The following is a 15814-nucleotide window of genomic DNA, read 5'->3' on the forward strand; positions in this document are numbered from 1 at the left end:
TCCTTTTTAAGGCAAAAAGTGAGTGATTTTGTTTTAAAGGGAGAAAGCAGACCGCCGCGGCGGCGCGCGGGTATCAGGATAAAGCCAGGGGAAGAAGTGCCAGTGGCTGACCGCCTGACGTGGCGGCTTCAGCCGCAGCCGCTGCAACACCACGCTGAGCAGAACGATAAGCGCCAGCATCACGCCCGGCACGTGCGCCAGCAGTACGCAGTAGCCGCACGCCTCCGCATGGTCAACCGGCATCGTGTGTGGCATATCGCCGTGATGCTCGTCCATCGACATCATGCTCATATCATGGTGCATGCCAGGCATCGCGCTCATGGGATCTTTTTGCAGCGAGACGGAGATCAGCGGCGCCACGACGATCAGCAGGATCGCAAACAGCGCGGTCAATGCCGCTGCGCGTTTCCAGCTATGCTGATGCAGTACGTTATCCACTTACCCTCCATCCAAGAGGCGCATATTGTAAATGATTTATAACGGAAGGGTTAACGCGAGAGGTGCGATGGGATAAAAAAAGGGCCAGCCTTTCGGCCAGCCCTTTCTAACAGGATGTCGCTTAAGCGAATCTTAGTTCAGACGCTCTTTAATACGAGCAGACTTACCAGTACGCTCACGCAGGTAGTACAGTTTAGCTTTACGTACAGCACCACGACGTTTAACAGCAATGCTGTCAACTACCGGAGAGTGAGTCTGGAAGACACGCTCAACGCCTTCGCCGTTGGAAATTTTACGAACAGTGAATGCAGAGTGCAGACCGCGGTTACGAATAGCGATAACCACGCCCTCGAATGCCTGCAGACGTTTTTTGGAACCTTCAACAACCCATACTTTCACTTCCACGGTGTCACCTGGACGGAAGGAAGGTACGTCCTGCTTCATCTGCTCTTGTTCAAGTTGCTTAATAATGTTGCTCATAATTTAATCTCTTATCCTGGGTAAACTGATATTCGGGAGCGTATTACGCATTCCCATCATGTTCATGCTGCTGGTGCGCGTGTTCAGTTTTGAACTCGGCCAGCAACTTTGCTTGCTCTTCAGTCAGAGCCAGGTTTTCCAGAAGTTCAGGTCTTCTAAGCCAGGTTCGGCCCAGCGACTGCTTCAAACGCCAGCGACGTATCTCGGCATGGTTTCCTGACAGTAACACTGCCGGTACTTCCATCCCTTCTAACACTTCAGGACGAGTATAGTGTGGACAGTCCAGCAATCCATCGGCAAAGGAATCTTCCGTTGCCGAAGCTTCATGGCCCAGAACACCCGGAATAAACCGGGCAACGGAGTCAATCAGCGTCATTGCAGGTAACTCACCACCGCTGAGAACGTAATCGCCGATAGACCATTCTTCGTCAATCTCGGTTTGAATTACGCGCTCATCTATCCCTTCGTAACGACCACAGACCAGAATCAGCTTTTGATTCGTCGCCAGTTCGCTCACGCCCGCTTGATCAAGCTTGCGTCCCTGAGGTGACAGATAAATCACCTTCGCGCCTTCACCTGCCGCGGCTTTTGCTGTGTGAATGGCGTCCCGTAAGGGTTGCACCATCATCAACATCCCCGGTCCGCCGCCGTAAGGACGATCGTCCACGGTACGGTGCCGGTCATGCGTGAAGTCACGCGGACTCCAGCTCTGGATGCTCAGCAGGCCATTCTTTACTGCCCGGCCAGTTACCCCGTAATCGGTAATCGCGCGGAACATTTCAGGAAACAGGCTAATTATGCCAATCCACATAGCGCCGTCTTTTACCGTTTATCCGGAGAATTAAAAACCAGGATCCCAATCTACTTCAATGGTTTGAGTAGCGAGATCGACTTTCTTGATAACCTGTCCATCGAGGAACGGGACCAACCGCTCCTTGATGCCAAATGCATCTTTCAGGTTTGCCTTAATGACGAGAACGTCATTTGACCCGGTTTCCATCATGTCGATGACTTTCCCCAGGCTGTAGCCTTCAGTGGTCACTACCTGGCAACCCATAAGGTCTTTCCAGTAGTAGTCGCCCTCTTCCAGCTGCGGCAACTGCGACGAATCCACGACAATTTCACAATTAGTCAGCGCATTCGCGGCATCACGATCGTCAATGCCTTTCAGCTTGATGATGATGTCCTGATTGTGGTGACGCCAGCTTTCCAGCTCGACCTCTTCCCACTTACCGGCTTTCTGGATAAACCAGGGCTGGTAATTAAAAATGCTATCAGCGTCTTCAGTGGAGGAAAACACTCTGAGCCAACCACGGATACCGTAGCAAGAACCCATTTTTCCCAATACGATCGGTTCAACAGGTGCTTTATTGCTCATCATGACCACCGTGACAGATTAAGCTGCTTTGTTTGCTGCTTTGATCAGCGTAGCAACGCGATCGGAAACAGTAGCGCCCTGGCCAACCCAGTGAGCGATACGATCCAGATCCAGACGGGTTTCTTCTTCTGCGCCAGAGGCCAGTGGGTTGAAGAAACCAACGCGCTCAATGAAGCGACCGTTGCGTGCATTACGGCTGTCAGTCACAACAACCTGGTAGAACGGACGCTTTTTAGCGCCGTGACGTGCTAAACGAATAGTTACCATAACATCCTCTTGTGTGAATAAAACAACCGGGCCCCATCGAGGAACGGAGCCCGGGTGTCATATTAAAAGCCCGAAAATTTTACTGATTTTTGGGGAAAATGCAATCAGCAGTTGATCAGTCTGCTGTAAAAGGCCGATTAACGCCCAGGGAATCCTGGTGGCATCATGCCTTTCATGCCGCGCATCATCTTCGCCATGCCGCCTTTCTTCATTTTCTTCATCATGCGCTGCATGTCGTCAAACTGTTTGAGAAGGCGGTTAACGTCCTGCACCTGCATGCCGCAGCCGGCTGCGATACGGCGTTTACGCGACCCTTTGATGATTTCTGGCTTCGCACGTTCTTTCAGCGTCATCGAGTTGATGATGGCTTCCATACGCACCAGCACTTTGTCGTCCATCTGGGATTTAACGTTGTCCGGGATCTGCCCCATGCCCGGCAGCTTGCCCATCAGGCTGGCCATGCCGCCCATGTTTTTCATCTGACGCAGCTGCTCAAGGAAGTCGGTCAGATCGAAGCCGTCGCCTTTTTTCAGCTTGCTGGCGAGTTTTTCCGCCTGCGCGCGGTCGACCTTGCTCTCAATATCTTCGATCAGCGACAGCACGTCGCCCATGCCGAGGATACGGGAAGCAATACGATCCGGGTGGAACGGCTCCAGCGCTTCGGTTTTCTCGCCCACGCCGAGGAATTTGATCGGCTTACCGGTGATGTGACGAATAGACAGCGCCGCACCGCCGCGGGCGTCACCGTCCACTTTGGTCAGCACCACGCCGGTTAACGGCAGAGCTTCGTTAAACGCTTTCGCGGTGTTCGCCGCATCCTGACCGGTCATGGCGTCAACGACAAACAGGGTCTCTACCGGGTTGATAGAGGCGTGCACCTGTTTGATCTCGTCCATCATCGCTTCGTCAACGTGCAGACGACCGGCGGTATCCACCAGCAGCACGTCGTAGAATTTCAGCTTCGCCTCTTTCAGCGCGGCATTCACGATGTCGACAGGCTTCTGCGCCACGTCGGACGGGAAGAAGTCCACGCCAACCTGCTCAGCCAGCGTTTCCAGCTGTTTGATCGCCGCCGGGCGATAGACGTCCGCCGAAACCACCAGCACCTTTTTCTTGTGCTTTTCGCGCAGGAATTTCCCCAGCTTACCGACGCTGGTGGTTTTACCTGCACCTTGCAGACCCGCCATCAGCACCACGGCAGGCGGCTGGGCCGCCAGGTTAAGCACCTGGTTCTCTTCGCCCATCGCCGAAACCAGTTCGTTACGAACGATTTTGACGAACTCCTGACCCGGGGTCAGGCTCTTGTTAACTTCATGACCAACCGCTTTCTCTTTCACACGGTTGATAAAATCACGGACGACCGGCAACGCAACGTCTGCTTCCAGCAGCGCCATGCGCACTTCGCGCAGCGTTTCCTTGATGTTCTCTTCGGTGAGGCGTCCACGGCCGCTGATGTTGCGCAGCGTGCGCGACAAACGATCGGTTAAATTATCAAACATTGTCTCTCGCCTGGGGTAGAAACGTTAGGTCGCCTGGGCGACACATACACAGAATTTTGCCGGAGTATAACATGAAGGCGCCTTTGTTGTTATGCAACGGTTGGAGCAGGCGTCACGTAACGTTATACTGCTTCTCTTTCTTATTAAGACAACTGTCGACGCCTATATGCCTGTTTTCGCACTGATCGCCCTTGTTGCCTACTCTGTCAGCCTCGCGCTGATCATTCCTGGCCTGCTGCAAAAAAACAGCGGCTGGCGGCGCATGGCTATTCTTTCGGCGGTGATCGCATTGATTAGCCACGCGTTTGCGCTGGAATCACGCATCATTCCCGGCGACGGCAGCGTGCAAAACCTGAGCGTACTGAACGTCGGCTCGCTGGTCAGCCTGATGATCTGTACGGTCATGACCATTGTCGCGTCTAAAAACCGCGGCTGGCTGCTGCTGCCGATAATCTACGCCTTTGCGCTGATCAACCTGGCGTTAGCCACGTTCATGCCTAATGAGTTTATTACCCATCTGGAAGCCACGCCGGGGATGCTGGTGCATATTGGCCTGTCGCTTTTCGCCTACGCGACGCTGATCATTGCCGCCCTTTACGCCATGCAGCTCGCCTGGATTGACTACCAGCTGAAAAATAAAAAGCTGGCGTTTAACCACGAAATGCCGCCGCTGATGGTGATTGAGCGTAAGATGTTCCACATCACCCAGGTCGGCGTGGTTCTGCTGACGCTGACGCTGTGCACGGGTTTGTTTTATATGAAGAACCTGTTCAGCGTGGAGAATATCGATAAAGCAGTTCTCTCCATCATTGCGTGGTTTGTCTATATTGTCCTGTTATGGGGCCATTATCATGAAGGCTGGCGCGGTCGTCGCGTGGTCTGGTTCAACGTTGCGGGTGCCGGCATTCTCACGCTTGCCTATTTTGGTAGCCGCTTCATACAGCAATTTGCTGGCTAAGTAACAAAAGGAGTTCCCCCTGGAACACATCTCTACCACCACGCTGATCGTCATTCTGGTCATCATGGTGGTCATCTCCGCTTATTTCTCTGGCTCTGAAACCGGCATGATGACGCTGAACCGCTACCGGTTGCGTCATCGGGCCAAGCAGGGTAACCGTGCCGCGCGCCGTGTCGAAAAGCTGCTGCGTAAGCCAGACCGCCTGATTAGCCTGGTGCTTATCGGTAACAACCTGGTCAACATTCTCGCCTCTGCGCTGGGCACCATCGTCGGGATGCGTCTGTACGGCAACGCCGGCGTGGCGATTGCCACAGGGGTGCTCACGTTTGTGGTGCTGGTGTTTGCGGAAGTGCTGCCCAAAACCATCGCGGCGCTTTATCCGGAGAAGGTCGCCTACCCGAGCAGTTTCCTGCTAGCGCCGCTGCTTATTCTGATGATGCCGCTGGTCTGGCTACTGAATATGGTGACCCGCGTCCTGATGCGCATGGTCGGTATCAAGGCCGACGTCACCATCAGCAGCGCGCTGAGTAAAGACGAGCTGCGTACCATCGTGAACGAATCCCGTTCGCAGATCTCCCGCCGCAATCAGGACATGCTCCTGTCGGTTCTGGATCTGGAAAAGGTCAGCGTTGACGACATCATGGTGCCGCGAAACGAAATCGTCGGAATCGATATTAACGATGACTGGAAGGCGATCGTCCGCCAGCTGACGCACTCCCCGCACGGGCGCATCGTGCTCTATCGCGATTCCCTCGACGATGCCATCAGCATGCTGCGCGTGCGCGAGGCCTATCGCCTGATGACCGAGAAAAACGAGTTCACCAAAGAGGTAATGCTGCGCGCCGCCGACGAAATTTACTACGTACCGGAAGGCACGCCGCTCAGCACGCAGCTGGTGAAGTTCCAGCGCAACAAGAAGAAAGTCGGCCTGGTGGTGGATGAATACGGCGACATTCAGGGGCTGGTAACGGTGGAAGATATTCTGGAAGAGATTGTCGGGGACTTTACCACGTCGATGTCACCTTCCCTTGCAGAAGAGGTTACCCCGCAAAACGACGGGTCAGTGCTTATCGACGGCAGCGCCAACATTCGTGAAATCAATAAAGCGTTCAACTGGCATTTACCGGAAGACGAAGCGCGGACGATGAACGGCATGATTCTGGAAGCGCTGGAAGAGATCCCGGCGGCAGGTACGCGTGTGCGTATTGAACAGTATGATATTGATATTCTGGACGTTCAGGACAACATGATTAAGCAGGTGAAAGTCCTGCCCGTTACGCCACTTCGGGAAAGTATTGCCGAATAGAAGGTAGGCCGGGTGAGGCGAATGCCGCCACCCGGCACTACAGGTAGCAAATTAGGCTTTCGCTTTCGCCACGGTGACCATCGCAGCGCGAATAGTACGACCGTTCAGGGTATACCCTTTCTGCATCACGCCCAGCACGTTACCCGCGGTAACGTCTTCTGACTCGACCATCGCAATGGCCTGGTGAACGTTTGGATCCAGCGGAACATCCGTATCGGCAATCACTTCAACACCGAACTTACGCACCACATCCAGCATGGATTTCAGCGTCAGTTCGATGCCTTCAATCATCGCCGCGTTATCCGGATTAGCTTTATCCGCCACTTCCAGCGCGCGATCCAGGCTGTCGATCACCGGCAGCAGTTCGTTGACGAATTTCTCCAGCGCAAATTTGTGCGCCTTTTCAACGTCCAGCTCGGTACGACGGCGCAGGTTTTCCATTTCCGCTTTGATGCGCAGTACGCCATCGCGTTCGCGATTCTGCGCTTCTACCAGCTGAGCTTCCAGGTTGGCAATTTTTTCATCGCGCGGGTCCACCTGCTCAGCAGACGCGTCTGGCTCTACTGCCTCAACTTCATCGTGCTGTTCCGTGATAATTTCTTCAGGGGCTTGCCCCTCAGGCGTTTTCTGTTCTTTACTACTCATGAATTTCTCCGCGTTTTTCTGCATTCATCTCGCTAACTTCGCTTATTATGGGGATCAGTTTCCTGGATTCAAGGGAACAAGGCAGATTGTCATCATTCATCAGGCACAAGGACCTCCAGAACATGAATAATCATTTCAGGTGTATTGGGATCGTCGGCCATCCGCGTCACCCTACCGCATTGACGACACATGAAATGTTGTATCGCTGGCTGAGTGGTAAAGGCTATGAAGTGATGGTCGAGCAGCAGATCGCCCAGGAGTTGCAGCTTAAAAGCGTCAGAACCGGCACGCTGGCGGAAATTGGCCAGCAGGCAGATCTCGCCGTGGTGGTCGGCGGCGACGGTAATATGCTGGGCGCGGCGCGAACGCTGGCTCGCTATGATATTAAGGTGATTGGTATTAACCGTGGCAATCTCGGTTTCCTGACCGACCTCGACCCGGACAATGCGCAGCAGCAGCTGGCGGACGTGCTGGAAGGCCACTATATCAGTGAAAAACGGTTTTTGCTGGAAGCCCAGGTGTGTCAGCAGGACTGCCAGAAGCGCATCAGCACCGCCATTAACGAGGTGGTTCTCCACCCCGGTAAAGTGGCGCACATGATCGAGTTTGAAGTCTATATCGACGAAATCTTCGCGTTCTCGCAGCGGTCTGACGGGCTGATTATTTCAACACCAACGGGCTCAACCGCCTACTCGCTTTCAGCCGGAGGCCCAATCCTGACGCCATCGCTGGATGCGATAACCCTGGTGCCGATGTTCCCGCACACGCTCTCGGCGCGTCCGCTGGTGATAAACGGCGACAGCACCATCCGCCTGCGTTTCTCCCATCGCCGCAGCGACCTGGAGATCAGCTGCGACAGCCAGATTGCGCTTCCTATTCAGGAAGGTGAAGATGTACTCATTCGCCGCTGCGATTACCACCTGAACCTCATTCACCCGAAAGATTACAGCTATTTCAATACATTAAGCTCTAAACTCGGCTGGTCAAAAAAATTGTTCTGATTTTGCATCCAGCGCTTTACTGTATATAAAACCAGTTTATACTGTATACAAACACAGTTATGGTTTTTCATACAGGAAAACAATTATGCTGGCACAACTGACCATCAGCAACTTTGCCATTGTTCGTGAGCTTGAGATCGACTTCCATAGCGGAATGACGGCGATTACCGGTGAAACCGGCGCAGGTAAATCCATTGCCATTGATGCCCTCGGCTTGTGCCTCGGCGGTCGTGCAGAGGGCGATATGGTGCGCACAGGCGCAGCCCGTGCAGACCTGTGCGCCCGCTTCTCGTTAAAAGACACGCCTGCCGCCCTGCGCTGGCTGGAAACAAACCAGCTGGAAGACGGACGTGAGTGTTTACTTCGCCGCGTCATTAGCTGTGATGGCCGCTCCCGTGGTTTTATCAACGGCACGGCGGTCCCTCTTTCCCAGCTTCGCGAGCTGGGCCAGTTGCTCATCCAGATCCATGGTCAGCATGCGCATCAGCAGTTAATCAAACCCGAACAACAGAAAGCCCTGCTTGATGGCTACGCAGGTGAGTATGCGCTTACTCAACTGATGGCGGAGCACTATCGTCAGTGGCATCAAAGCTGCCGCGAACTTGCGCAGCATCAGCAGCAAAGCCAGGAGCGTACCGCCCGCGCCGAGCTGCTGGAGTATCAGCTGAAAGAGCTGAACGAATTTAACCCGCAGGCGGGGGAATTTGAGCAAATCGACGAGGAGTACAAGCGTCTGGCCAACAGCGGTCAGCTGCTTTCCACCAGCCAGAATGCCCTGAACATGCTGGCAGATGGCGAGGACGTGAACTTGCAGAGCCAGCTGTACAACGTTCGCCAGCTTGTTACCGAGCTGACCGGCATGGACAATAAGCTGTCTGGCGTACTGGAGATGCTCGAAGAGGCCGCGATTCAGATTTCAGAGGCCGGGGATGAACTGCGCCACTACTGTGAACGGCTGGATCTCGACCCGAACCGTCTGTTCGAACTTGAGCAACGTATCTCCCGTCAGATTTCACTGGCGCGTAAGCATCACGTTACTCCGGAAGAACTGCCGAATTACTATCAGTCTCTGCTGGAAGAACAACAACAGCTGGACGATCAGGCCGATTCCCTCGAAACCCTGTCTCTGGCGGTAAATCTGCATCACCAGCAGGCGCTGGAAACGGCGAAACGGCTGCACGATGTGCGCCAGCACTATGCGCTGGAGCTTAGCCAGCACATTACCGACAGCATGCATACCCTGGCGATGCCGCACGGGGTGTTCACCATTGACGTTCGCTTTGAAGAAAATCACCTGACGGCGGAAGGCGCAGACCGCATTGAATTCCGCGTCACCACCAACCCGGGCCAGCCTTTACAGGCGATTTCGAAAGTGGCTTCCGGCGGTGAACTGTCGCGCATCGCCCTGGCCATTCAGGTGATCACCGCCCGTAAAATGGAAACCCCGGCGCTGATTTTCGATGAAGTGGATGTGGGTATCAGCGGCCCGACGGCGGCCGTTGTCGGCAAACTGCTGCGTCAGCTGGGTGAATCGACGCAGGTCATGTGTGTGACACACCTGCCTCAGGTAGCCGGCTGTGGTCATCATCACTTTATCGTCAGTAAAGAAACTGACGGCGAAATGACGGAAACACACATGAAGCCGCTGGATAAACGCGCACGCTTGCAGGAACTGGCACGCCTGCTCGGGGGCAGTGAAGTCACGCGCAATACGCTCGCGAATGCGAAAGAACTGCTCGCGGCATAAACTTTTTCGGGATCTCAGGGTCATACAGAACAACAAAAACGCCGCCAGACCGGTTTCAAAGTGGGGCAAGGTCTATTATCATCGGCATATTACATATGAGCCGCGTACTGCTCGGGCCCGAAAAGGAATCAAATCACTATGCGCTGTAAAACGCTGACCGCTGCCGCAGCGGTTCTTCTGATGTTGACCGCAGGCTGTTCCACTCTGGAGAAAGTGGTTTACCGTCCTGACATCAACCAGGGGAACTACCTTACCCCTAACGATGTGTCCAAAATCCGTGTGGGAATGACACAACAGCAGGTCGCTTATGCACTGGGAACCCCGATGATGTCCGATCCGTTCGGTACAAATACCTGGTTCTATGTATTCCGCCAGCAGCCTGGTCATGAAGACGTGAGCCAGCAAACCCTGACGCTGACCTTCAGCAGTGCTGGTGTGCTGACCAATATCGACAACAAGCCTGCCCTGACCAAATAATCAGGCGTCAGCAACGCAAAAAGGTGCTCATTGAGCACCTTTTTTGTGTATGTTTATTTGCGCAGAATTGAAGCCCCGGAAAGCGCAGCGCCACCGGGGAAAAGAAAGCGCTACTTACCGGATTTCTCCGCTCGCTGCCGACGCAGCTCTTTCGGGTCGGCAATCAGAGGGCGATAAATCTCAACCCTGTCACCCTCTTTTAGTATATCCCCAAGCTTAACCGGACGGCTGTAGATGCCGACTTTATTCTTCGCCAGATCAATGTCGCTGCGTAGCTCAAGAATGCCGGAAGCGCGGATAGCCGCCTCAACGGTGGCACCTTCTTCAAGCGTCACGCGCTGCAAATACTGCTTCTCCGGCAGCGCATACACCACCTCAACAGCAATCTTATGCGACACTGTAAACCTCTTTGGCGCGCGTGGTAAACGCCTGCACCATATTCGAGGCCAGCTCTTTGAAGATACGGCCAAACGCCAGTTCGATCAGCTTATTGGTAAATTCAAAATCCAGATGGAACTCAATGCGGCAGGCGTCTGCGCTCAGCGGCGTAAACTTCCACCCGCCCATCAGTTTTTTAAACGGACCATCCACCAGATGCATCAAAATACTCTGATTACTCGTCAGGGTATTGCGCGTGGTGAACGTTTTGCTGATCCCCGCTTTGGAGACATCCACGGCCGCAGTCATCTGGGTCGGGCCGGATTCCAGCACCCGGCTACCGGTGCATCCCGGTATAAATTCCGGATAGGACTGAACGTCGTTCACTAACTGATACATTTGTTCCGCGCTGTAGGGAACAAGCGCAGTACGGCTAATCTGAGGCATAGCATTTTCCATGGTCACACAACAGACAAATAATAACATTTATCACCTGTTAAAAAAACGCTAAGCCTTATCTCGTGCTAAGATAGCGCGTTAGACCTCACAGGACGCAATGAGGTGACTTTTTAAAATCAGATTACCGACGGCTTTACGACACTTATGACGAAGAAAAAAGCACATAAACCTGGTTCGGCGACCATTGCGCTCAACAAGCGTGCTCGCCACGAGTATTTCATCGAAGAAGAATTCGAGGCCGGCCTTGCGTTGCAGGGCTGGGAAGTAAAATCGCTGCGTGCCGGGAAAGCCAACATTGGCGACAGCTATGTGATCCTGAAAGACGGTGAGGCCTTTCTGTTCGGCGCGAACTTTACGCCGCTGACCGTCGCCTCTTCACATTACGTCTGCGATCCAACCCGCACCCGCAAGCTGCTGCTGAACAAGCGCGAACTGGAATCCCTCTACGGACGCATCAACCGTGAAGGCTTTACCGTGGTTGCGCTCTCTTTGTACTGGAAAAACGCCTGGTGCAAAGTGAAAATCGGCGTTGCGAAAGGTAAGAAACAGCACGACAAGCGTACTGACCTGAAAGCACGCGAGTGGCAGCTCGACAAAGCACGTATTATGAAAAACGCAGGACGTTGATTCTGAGCACTTATTGTACTATTCAATAAGTTAGCGTTTCGGGCTGGTATCGAGGAAGTAAAATCTGGTATACTGAGTTCAACACTATTGGGGCTGATTCTGGATTCGACGGGATTTGCGAAACCCAAGGTGCATGCCGAGGGGCGGTTTGCCTCGTTAAAAGCCGCAAAAAAATAGTCGCAAACGACGAAAACTACGCTTTAGCAGCTTAATAACCTGCTAAGAGCCCTCTCTCCCTAGCTTCCGCTCTTAAGACGGGGATCAAAGAGAGGTCAAACCCAAAAGAGATCGCGTGGAAGCCCTGCCTGGGGTTGAAGCGTTAAAACTAATCAGGCTAGTTCGTTAGTGGCGTGTTTGTCCGCAGCTGACGTGCGAATGTAAAGACAAACTAAGCATGTAGTACCGAGGATGTAGAAATTTCGGACGCGGGTTCAACTCCCGCCAGCTCCACCAAAATTCTCCATCGGTGATTACCAGAGTCATCCGATGAAGTCCTAAGAGCCCGCATGGTGCAAGCCCTGCGGGCTTTTTTGTGTCTACCCCCACCCGCCCAGCGCCCCCTCACACGCCAGTGCCAGCATCATCAGTGCTGCCTCATCCTCCTGCATTGATAAAATCTCCATACCCACCGGCACCCCTTTGCGGCTCACGCCGCACGGCAACGTTATTGCCGGCAGACCGCTGATGGCGGCCAGCTCCGGCGCGCAGTCTGACGCCGCTGTCAGAGGCCTATATCGCCGGGCTGCGCGACTACAGCGTTGAGGAGATGCGCCAGCTCGCGGTAACCGGCGATACCGCTGCTGGTCAACACAGGGACTGCTGGATTCGGTGCTGCCGGGACACGGCGGCGAAATTGCGCCGGTCAACGGTTTTGGCATTTCACAGGATCGGGATTTCGCTCCCGCTATCGTGAGTCCGCACGGTTTTTCCGTCGAATGGCTGCGTCTTTCTGAGGATCACGTTGTGGGCCGACACCCGTGCCCGGATATTCAGGTCATCATGGTCTTTAAAGGCCAGCTGGAGGTCACATGGGATGAGGCGATCCTGCAACAGGCGAGAGAACACAATCGCTGTCTCGATCCCGATGGCTACGTGGCCGATGCCGACATCCTGCCCGCCACGGCCCGTCGGGCCGGTGCAATACTGGAGAAATGGCAGGCGGATGCCTGACTGGTTTTATTACCGTAACCACGATACTGGCGCAGGCTGTTCACTGCGCCATTGTGATTGCCTACATACCGTCCCTCACCAGACCTTCTCCACGGTCAAACATTATCCGACCATCGCCTTCTCCAGAACGGTAATATTTTTCCCTGCAACGTTTTCCACCGTGAAATTATCGGCATACAGCAAAATGAGTTTCAGTCCTCTGCCGCTTTCAGCCAAAAGACAGCCGTCGAACGTCACGTCTTCACGCCCCGCCGCGAGACGTTCAGCAGGAAAGGCATCGCCATCGTCCGTAAAACGCAGCGTCGCGCCCGAGCGGGTAGCGATGAACTCCACGGTGAAGCAACGTTCCGGGTCCTCATGTAGCGCATGGCGAATAATATTGGTTGCCGTTTCACAGGCGGCGAGATCGAGCGCAAAGCGCCAGTCATCGCTGACGGACAGCGAAGCCATCTGACGTTCAAGCCACGCCGCGAGCGGCGAGACTGAGGTTAACGAGGCGGGAAGCGTGATGTCGTTAGCCACGGTCAACTCACTGATTAAGCTGCGCAAGTGCCGTAGCGCGATCCGGGCAGATGCGAAATATGCGATCCATACGGGTCAGGGTGAACATGTTGCGTATACCGGGGTTCAGCGCGCACAGCACCATGTCACCTTTACCGTTCATCATTTTGAGCAGCGATACAAGCGCGCCCAAACCGCTACTGTCGATGAAATCGATTTTGCTGAAGTCGACAATCAGGGCTTTACGATCCTCACCGAGCTCCCGGGTGACGGCATCTTTAAAGGCCGCCGCCACCGAGGCGTCAAGTCTTCGCACCGAGGGCGTCATGATATTCACGCCGGGATGCCTTTCTGTATCAATATTCATTGTCTTTCTCCAGTACGCTCAATAATTAACAGGGAAACATCGTCGGCCATTGCCTGGGGTTCCCGGCGTTCCCCACTGCGCCAGTGAACAAGGTGCTGCGCAAACTGCGGTAAGAGCTGTTCCAGCGCTAGCGTGGCATCACGCTGAAGCCGATGCTGCAATCGCGCCTGCCCAAACTGTTCGTTATCAGGGTTCTCACACTCGGTAATACCATCACTGAACAGGCAAAGTCGTTCGCCCGGTGCCAGCGAGAAGTTCACGTCTGTCCAGCTCAGATCCGGCATCAATCCTACCGGCGCGCCGCCTTCACCGACCGTCCTGATCTCGCCGCCAGGGTTCACAATAAAGGGAGTGGGATGCCCGGCCTGGCAAAGCTTGCCTTCACCTGTCGACAGGTCGATAACACCGTAAATCATGGTGAAATAGCTCATTATCTCCACCTCTTCGCTGCAAAATCGCCCGTTCAGGATCCGAACGACGTCCGCAGGAGAGGCAACATCGCTATCGTCCGCAAACAGAAATCGCTCCACCGCCCTGCCATGCAGAAACTGACGGGCCACGGCAAGCGACATCATCGCCGCGCCGACGCCGTGCCCGGATACATCCACGCAGTAGAATCCCAGGTGATTGTCCAGCGGGAAGACATTGAAAATATCGCCAGACACCCAGGCTGACGGCAGGAAAATCCAGTCGGCAAAATAATCCCGGTAGCGCAGCTGATGCGCGGGCAGCACCGACTGCTGGATCCGTGCCGCCACCTCAAGGTCTTGCTCTATCTGCCTTAGCGCCTCGCTGAGGCGCGCATTACGCGCAGCAAGCGTGGCTTCAAGGGACAAAACCCGTGCCCCCGCGTGCAGTCGCGCCCGCAGCTCACTCTGCTCGACCGGCTTATTGAGAAAATCATCCGCCCCGGCGTCAAACCCCACCGTCAGATCGCCCGGCTCTTCTCGCGCGGTAAGCAAAATTAAATAAACATAATGTCCAAACTGACGGCTGCGAACCTCCCGGCACAATGTCAGGCCATCCATTTCCGGCATATCCCAGTCGCTAATCACCAGACTGACGGGCTGGTTTTCAAGGATCTCAAGCGCGGCGACGCCGTTCTCCGCCTCGTAGACGATGTACCCCCACTGCGTCAGCATTCGGCTGAGCAGGCGACGATAAACCCGTGAATCTTCAACTATCAGGACGTGCTGTGACACCCTACGCCCTCCTAAAGCGGTAAGAACCAGATGACGCTGACGGTGCCTTCCCGGAATTTGCCGCTGCCGCTCTGGTGGCCGGGGTAACGGGTGCCGGAATAGTTAGCGTACTGAACGGAGAATGAACCTGGCGTATAGCCCGCGTAGCCAAAGCTATAGCTATAGTCGCCGTTCCAGGGCTGTTGCTGGCTGCTGTCCGGGAACCAGAACGCCGTGGCGCGCACGAAGAAGTGCTGCTTAAAGGTATAACCGCATCCGCCCAACACCACGTTCTTGTTTTTGCGGATATCGTTGCTGTCCAGATCGTAATAGCGCGGAACCCAGCTGTATCCCACCTGGCAAATGATGGAGTCGCCTTTGTTGATCAGGAGCGTATTCTCCACGGGCTTCGGCAGTGAAAATTTATACGCCAGCGTCACGGCTCCCTGCTCAAAATAGGTGTGACGACGGGTTCCTGACGTCCAGAAGCGGTTATCCCCGTAATTGCTGTACACCAGGCTGACCGTGTTGGCATGCCAGTCGTCATAGCCAAAGCTGTAACGAAAATCAGCCGTATAGCGGCTGGTGTCCGTCACCGGCAACCGCGATGTCACGTTGGCAAACCAGTAACTGTAGGGTGAGTATTGCAGGCTGAGATTGAGCGTCTGGTTGTATTTACGTTTCTGCTCCGCGCTGTCCGAGCTGTTCGGGATGGTTATCCACTGCTCTTTCAGTCCGGAACTAAAGCTCAGCGCGCCAGAGAAGACGTCTTCATTCCCCGAGAACAGGCGACCCCAGCGGCTGGTGAACACGCCAGCCTGCACCGGCTCGCCGTTCTTGTCACGTAGCGATTCCGCATCGTCCTTCGGCGCAGCCTCTGTGCCGGTGGCAACGCACAACAGCGCACAGGTCAGCAACAATTTATCCCGCATCTG

General features: G+C 54.5%; 20 protein-coding genes and 1 other RNA gene. 8 read left to right on the forward strand and 13 right to left on the reverse strand.

Features of this window, described 5'->3' with window-relative positions; all coding sequences use genetic code 11:
- Positions 1-33: 33 nt before the first annotated feature.
- From DBR02_RS04400 to ffh, 6 genes are all read right to left on the reverse strand, one after another.
- Positions 34-438 (reverse strand): DUF2946 domain-containing protein, encoded by a 405-nt coding sequence (locus DBR02_RS04400; protein ID WP_107533553.1) that lies wholly within the window; start codon positions 436-438, stop codon positions 34-36.
- Positions 439-570: 132 nt separating this feature from the next.
- Positions 571-918 (reverse strand): 50S ribosomal protein L19, encoded by a 348-nt coding sequence (rplS, locus tag DBR02_RS04405; RefSeq protein ID WP_002914145.1) that lies wholly within the window; start codon positions 916-918, stop codon positions 571-573.
- 43 nt (positions 919-961) lie between these two features.
- A complete protein-coding gene (gene trmD / locus DBR02_RS04410; RefSeq protein WP_014832949.1) occupies positions 962-1729 on the reverse strand; it encodes a tRNA (guanosine(37)-N1)-methyltransferase TrmD in 768 nt (255 codons plus the stop codon).
- A gap of 30 nt (positions 1730-1759) precedes the next feature.
- Positions 1760-2299 (reverse strand): ribosome maturation factor RimM, encoded by a 540-nt coding sequence (rimM, locus tag DBR02_RS04415; protein ID WP_006811638.1) that lies wholly within the window; start codon positions 2297-2299, stop codon positions 1760-1762.
- Positions 2300-2314: 15 nt separating this feature from the next.
- The gene (rpsP, locus tag DBR02_RS04420; protein WP_022649067.1) at positions 2315-2563 is read right to left on the reverse strand and encodes a 30S ribosomal protein S16; all 249 of its coding nucleotides are present in this window, start codon (positions 2561-2563) and stop codon (positions 2315-2317) included.
- 137 nt (positions 2564-2700) lie between these two features.
- Complete coding sequence (ffh, locus tag DBR02_RS04425) at positions 2701-4062, reverse strand: signal recognition particle protein (RefSeq protein ID WP_003863132.1); 1362 nt, start codon at positions 4060-4062, stop codon at positions 2701-2703.
- A gap of 166 nt (positions 4063-4228) precedes the next feature.
- Between ffh and DBR02_RS04430 the strand changes: the two genes are divergently transcribed.
- Complete coding sequence (locus tag DBR02_RS04430; protein ID WP_107535614.1) at positions 4229-5020, forward strand: cytochrome C assembly family protein; 792 nt, start codon at positions 4229-4231, stop codon at positions 5018-5020.
- Positions 5021-5039: 19 nt separating this feature from the next.
- Positions 5040-6326, forward strand: coding sequence for an HlyC/CorC family transporter (locus tag DBR02_RS04435; RefSeq protein WP_063450050.1), 1287 nt, complete (start codon positions 5040-5042; stop codon positions 6324-6326).
- A gap of 51 nt (positions 6327-6377) precedes the next feature.
- Here the strand turns inward: DBR02_RS04435 and grpE are convergent, their stop codons facing one another.
- Entirely contained in the window at positions 6378-6971 is a 594-nt protein-coding gene (grpE, locus tag DBR02_RS04440) for a nucleotide exchange factor GrpE (RefSeq protein ID WP_063865224.1), read from the reverse strand.
- 122 nt (positions 6972-7093) lie between these two features.
- Here grpE and nadK point away from each other — a divergent pair, with 122 nt between their 5' ends.
- The 3 genes from nadK (at position 7094) to bamE (ending at position 10196) form a co-directional block, all read left to right on the forward strand.
- The gene (gene nadK / locus DBR02_RS04445; protein WP_063450052.1) at positions 7094-7972 is read left to right on the forward strand and encodes an NAD(+) kinase; all 879 of its coding nucleotides are present in this window, start codon (positions 7094-7096) and stop codon (positions 7970-7972) included.
- Positions 7973-8057: 85 nt separating this feature from the next.
- The gene (gene recN, locus DBR02_RS04450) at positions 8058-9719 is read left to right on the forward strand and encodes a DNA repair protein RecN (protein WP_107533554.1); all 1662 of its coding nucleotides are present in this window, start codon (positions 8058-8060) and stop codon (positions 9717-9719) included.
- A 138-nt stretch (positions 9720-9857) separates the two neighbouring features.
- On the forward strand, positions 9858-10196 hold the full coding sequence (gene bamE / locus DBR02_RS04460; protein WP_063450054.1) for an outer membrane protein assembly factor BamE: 339 nt from the start codon (positions 9858-9860) through the stop codon (positions 10194-10196).
- Positions 10197-10306: 110 nt separating this feature from the next.
- Here bamE and DBR02_RS04465 read toward each other — a convergent pair whose 3' ends face one another.
- A complete protein-coding gene (locus DBR02_RS04465; RefSeq protein ID WP_107533556.1) occupies positions 10307-10594 on the reverse strand; it encodes an RnfH family protein in 288 nt (95 codons plus the stop codon).
- Positions 10584-11021: a type II toxin-antitoxin system RatA family toxin gene (locus tag DBR02_RS04470; RefSeq protein WP_003863117.1), complete on the reverse strand. Its 438-nt coding sequence runs from the start codon at positions 11019-11021 to the stop codon at positions 10584-10586. The genes DBR02_RS04465 and DBR02_RS04470 overlap by 11 nt, the downstream gene beginning before the upstream one ends.
- A gap of 156 nt (positions 11022-11177) precedes the next feature.
- Between DBR02_RS04470 and smpB the strand changes: the two genes are divergently transcribed.
- The 3 genes from smpB to DBR02_RS04490 all read left to right on the forward strand — a co-directional run bounded on the left by smpB (position 11178) and on the right by DBR02_RS04490 (position 12830).
- On the forward strand, positions 11178-11660 hold the full coding sequence (smpB, locus tag DBR02_RS04475; RefSeq protein ID WP_003863115.1) for an SsrA-binding protein SmpB: 483 nt from the start codon (positions 11178-11180) through the stop codon (positions 11658-11660).
- 89 nt (positions 11661-11749) lie between these two features.
- Positions 11750-12113: a transfer-messenger RNA gene (gene ssrA / locus DBR02_RS04480) on the forward strand.
- A 375-nt stretch (positions 12114-12488) separates the two neighbouring features.
- The gene (locus DBR02_RS04490; protein ID WP_233157764.1) at positions 12489-12830 is read left to right on the forward strand and encodes a hypothetical protein; all 342 of its coding nucleotides are present in this window, start codon (positions 12489-12491) and stop codon (positions 12828-12830) included.
- 102 nt (positions 12831-12932) lie between these two features.
- Here DBR02_RS04490 and DBR02_RS04495 read toward each other — a convergent pair whose 3' ends face one another.
- The 4 genes from DBR02_RS04495 to DBR02_RS04510 are packed head-to-tail and all read right to left on the reverse strand — an operon-like array spanning position 12933 to position 15811.
- Positions 12933-13352, reverse strand: coding sequence for an ATP-binding protein (locus DBR02_RS04495; RefSeq protein ID WP_107535615.1), 420 nt, complete (start codon positions 13350-13352; stop codon positions 12933-12935).
- 7 nt (positions 13353-13359) lie between these two features.
- A complete protein-coding gene (locus tag DBR02_RS04500; RefSeq protein ID WP_063450057.1) occupies positions 13360-13698 on the reverse strand; it encodes an STAS domain-containing protein in 339 nt (112 codons plus the stop codon).
- On the reverse strand, positions 13695-14900 hold the full coding sequence (locus DBR02_RS04505) for a PP2C family protein-serine/threonine phosphatase (RefSeq protein ID WP_107533557.1): 1206 nt from the start codon (positions 14898-14900) through the stop codon (positions 13695-13697). The genes DBR02_RS04500 and DBR02_RS04505 overlap by 4 nt, the downstream gene beginning before the upstream one ends.
- A gap of 11 nt (positions 14901-14911) precedes the next feature.
- Entirely contained in the window at positions 14912-15811 is a 900-nt protein-coding gene (locus DBR02_RS04510) for a hypothetical protein (protein WP_107533558.1), read from the reverse strand.
- Between the last annotated feature and the right edge of the window lie 3 nt (positions 15812-15814).

Source organism: Enterobacter cloacae complex sp. (genome assembly GCF_900322725.1).
Classification (GTDB): domain Bacteria; phylum Pseudomonadota; class Gammaproteobacteria; order Enterobacterales; family Enterobacteriaceae; genus Enterobacter; species Enterobacter quasihormaechei.

Excerpts from the sequence above, each read along its gene's own strand:
- DBR02_RS04470 (WP_003863117.1), bottom strand. The coding sequence starts at position 11,021 with ATGCCTCAGATTAGCCGTACTGCGCTTGTTCCCTACAGCGCGGAACAA.
- rplS (WP_002914145.1), bottom strand. The coding sequence starts at position 918 with ATGAGCAACATTATTAAGCAACTTGAACAAGAGCAGATGAAGCAGGAC.
- grpE (WP_063865224.1), bottom strand. The coding sequence starts at position 6,971 with ATGAGTAGTAAAGAACAGAAAACGCCTGAGGGGCAAGCCCCTGAAGAA.
- DBR02_RS04500 (WP_063450057.1), bottom strand. The coding sequence starts at position 13,698 with ATGAATATTGATACAGAAAGGCATCCCGGCGTGAATATCATGACGCCC.
- recN (WP_107533554.1), top strand. The coding sequence starts at position 8,058 with ATGCTGGCACAACTGACCATCAGCAACTTTGCCATTGTTCGTGAGCTT.
- rimM (WP_006811638.1), bottom strand. The coding sequence starts at position 2,299 with ATGATGAGCAATAAAGCACCTGTTGAACCGATCGTATTGGGAAAAATG.
- trmD (WP_014832949.1), bottom strand. The coding sequence starts at position 1,729 with ATGTGGATTGGCATAATTAGCCTGTTTCCTGAAATGTTCCGCGCGATT.
- ffh (WP_003863132.1), bottom strand. The coding sequence starts at position 4,062 with ATGTTTGATAATTTAACCGATCGTTTGTCGCGCACGCTGCGCAACATC.
- rpsP (WP_022649067.1), bottom strand. The coding sequence starts at position 2,563 with ATGGTAACTATTCGTTTAGCACGTCACGGCGCTAAAAAGCGTCCGTTC.
- nadK (WP_063450052.1), top strand. The coding sequence starts at position 7,094 with ATGAATAATCATTTCAGGTGTATTGGGATCGTCGGCCATCCGCGTCAC.
- smpB (WP_003863115.1), top strand. The coding sequence starts at position 11,178 with ATGACGAAGAAAAAAGCACATAAACCTGGTTCGGCGACCATTGCGCTC.
- DBR02_RS04510 (WP_107533558.1), bottom strand. The coding sequence starts at position 15,811 with ATGCGGGATAAATTGTTGCTGACCTGTGCGCTGTTGTGCGTTGCCACC.
- DBR02_RS04430 (WP_107535614.1), top strand. The coding sequence starts at position 4,229 with ATGCCTGTTTTCGCACTGATCGCCCTTGTTGCCTACTCTGTCAGCCTC.
- bamE (WP_063450054.1), top strand. The coding sequence starts at position 9,858 with ATGCGCTGTAAAACGCTGACCGCTGCCGCAGCGGTTCTTCTGATGTTG.